Raw genomic sequence first — 2362 nt, forward strand, 5'->3', positions numbered from 1 at the left:
CCTCCCCGCCCCAAAACCCCACCCAACCCCCGACGACGCTTTATAAGGGGCGAGCTACGCTCGCGTTAAATTTTATAATCGTGCCGCACGCTTTGATTTTTAAAATTTCTTGTCGCAAAAATCGTAAAATTTCAATTGCACTACAAATCGGCGCTGTATTTTGCTAAAATACCGATAAAATTTTAAAGGATGAAATTTGGAAAATTTTGCTTTTCTTCTAAATTTAGTGATATTTTGCATCTTGGTTTTTATGTTTTTTAAGATGCGCAAAAGCGGCGAACAGGCTGGTAAGCCGCAGATTGCCACCGACATCACGCGGCTTAAAAGCATCGGCGAGCTGAGCGTTTTTAAAATTTACTCCAAAGAGATCGTCACGCGCAAGCAAAACGTAGGCAGCGGGCTGCTGGGCTCGCTCGTCTCGCCGCTGATGACGAAAAAGCAGATCGCCATCATCTTCGAGTTTGAGATCGAGTTTGTTTACGACCTACTAAGCCCCGAGTTTGCGATACTGCCGCAGGGCGAGGATCACTACGAGATCAAGATGCCGCCATGCAAATACAAATACTCGATCAAAGATATGAAAATTTACGACGAGAAAAACGCCAAGCTGCTGCCGTTTCTGCTGCCCGATTCGCTAAACGGGCTATTCGGCGCGAGCTTTGATGAAAGCGATAAAAACCACCTCATCGACGACGCAAAGGACGAGGTCAAGCAGCTCTCGCTAAAAATCATTAATGATCTTGGCGGCAAGATCCACAAATCCGCGACCGACACGCTTGAGGCGATCGCCAAGAGCTTCGGCGCGAAGGAGGTTGGATTTATCTTCCAGGACAAGGCGCTTCAGACGATCGACATAAACTCAAGCGAGATCGCAATCGATAAGTCGCTAAAATCGCAGATCGAGAAGTAGATGGAGCTTTTTAAGGCGCTTTTTAAAATTTACTTCGCCCGTATGCTCGCGTTTATGGATGCCTGCGCAAGGGCTTGGCAGCGATTTTATGAGCCGATCAGGCTGCGCAAAGAGAAAAAGCGCCTGCGCGCGAAGGGCTATTTTACCGAGGATGCGACGTGGGCGGAGTTTTTCGCGGATTTTAAATTTTGCAAATGCTTCATCATCAAAAAAATCCTCTATCCAAACTTCTACGCGATCAAAAACTCCTCCAAATGGGAGGCGGGCTCAAAGCGAGCTAGTTTTTCGGTGGGCTCGTTTGCATACGACGAGATCGCGTGGGTGTGGGTGCCGCGAGCCTTTGACGGCGGGCGAAAAAACGATCTGGAAAAGCTAAAAAATCTACTGCAAAAAATCCCCGCGCTACGCTACGAGCAGAGCGATACGGGGATTAAAATTTTTGGCTACGAGTGCGGCGAAGCGGGCTTATAGTCGTATAAAATGGCATTTGCTTAAATTTCATATCGAGGATAGCGCCGATACAGCCCAAAGCTTGTACTGCGCAGACGAACAGCGACCGTGTCTTTGCCAAAACAGCGCAAGCAGCGTGAAATTTTATCTTTGCAAACGCCCCGGCGCAGTCTAAATTTAAACTCCGCGCGAGTATAAACGCGAGCAAATTTTATCTCTGCTTAGCTCCATATATCTTTTGCTTTGGCGGAGTTTTTCATGCTAAGCCACGCAAGAAGCAGTACCGCGGGCGCCAAGGGCTCGAAGATTAAATTCGCTAGCGCCATGTATTTTACGACGCTAGCCGTTATAAGCTCGGGAGCTAGTACTTGAAGCATGCCATATAGGATGTTTGCGCCGACATATGCAGTTAGTAGTGCGGCGTATACGGCGAAAAGCCTACATCCGGTGGCAGCGCGCAACTTAAAATTTATAATTATCCAAGCGAGCGTAACCGCAAATATCAAATACGGCACGTATATTTGCAGCCTATTACAATCACATCTTCTGAGTATATAAATGGCTGAAAAATATAGTAGCGCCGCAAGCGCAATGCTGTAAGCGTATTTGAAGATTATAAAAACCTGCGGACCCGTGATATTTTGGATGTTTTTAAGCGCGTGGTAAAGGAATGTGAAGGCAAAAATCCACACTAAGATTTGAGAATCCAGGTACGCGATCTCGCCTTTTATAGAATACGCCGCGCTGCCGACCAGTAGGCAGAGCGCGCCGAGCGTGCCTTGCAGCTTCGCTCTTTGAAAATCTTCGTTCATTTTATACCTTTAAATTTTAATGTGCGGCTCACTGCTTGCACTGCACAGATGAACGGCGGGCGCTGCTTTGATTATCGCCGCGCGGGCTTTAAATTTAGCCGCTGCGAATTTTAATTTTAGCCGCCGTGCATACTTCGTACTTTACGTCGCTGTGAATGATTTAAGCTCAGCACGCCGCCGAATATCTCAT

Annotated in this window: 3 protein-coding genes; 2 read left to right on the forward strand and 1 reads right to left on the reverse strand. The window is 47.2% G+C overall.

The window, feature by feature from the left end; all coding sequences use genetic code 11:
• Nucleotides 1-196: 196 nt before the first annotated feature.
• Nucleotides 197-910: a DUF4230 domain-containing protein gene (locus tag Q0256_RS03900; protein WP_297960210.1), complete on the forward strand. Its 714-nt coding sequence runs from the start codon at nt 197-199 to the stop codon at nt 908-910.
• Nucleotides 911-1381 (forward strand): hypothetical protein, encoded by a 471-nt coding sequence (locus tag Q0256_RS03905; RefSeq protein ID WP_297960212.1) that lies wholly within the window; start codon nt 911-913, stop codon nt 1379-1381. It abuts the gene before it with no gap.
• Nucleotides 1382-1581: 200 nt separating this feature from the next.
• Here the strand turns inward: Q0256_RS03905 and Q0256_RS03910 are convergent, their stop codons facing one another.
• Nucleotides 1582-2172, reverse strand: a complete 591-nt coding sequence (locus tag Q0256_RS03910) for a hypothetical protein (protein WP_297960214.1) — start codon at nt 2170-2172, stop codon at nt 1582-1584.
• Between the last annotated feature and the right edge of the window lie 190 nt (nt 2173-2362).

Origin of the sequence: uncultured Campylobacter sp., assembly GCF_937949835.1 — a bacterium.
In the GTDB taxonomy this organism is placed as follows: domain Bacteria; phylum Campylobacterota; class Campylobacteria; order Campylobacterales; family Campylobacteraceae; genus Campylobacter_B.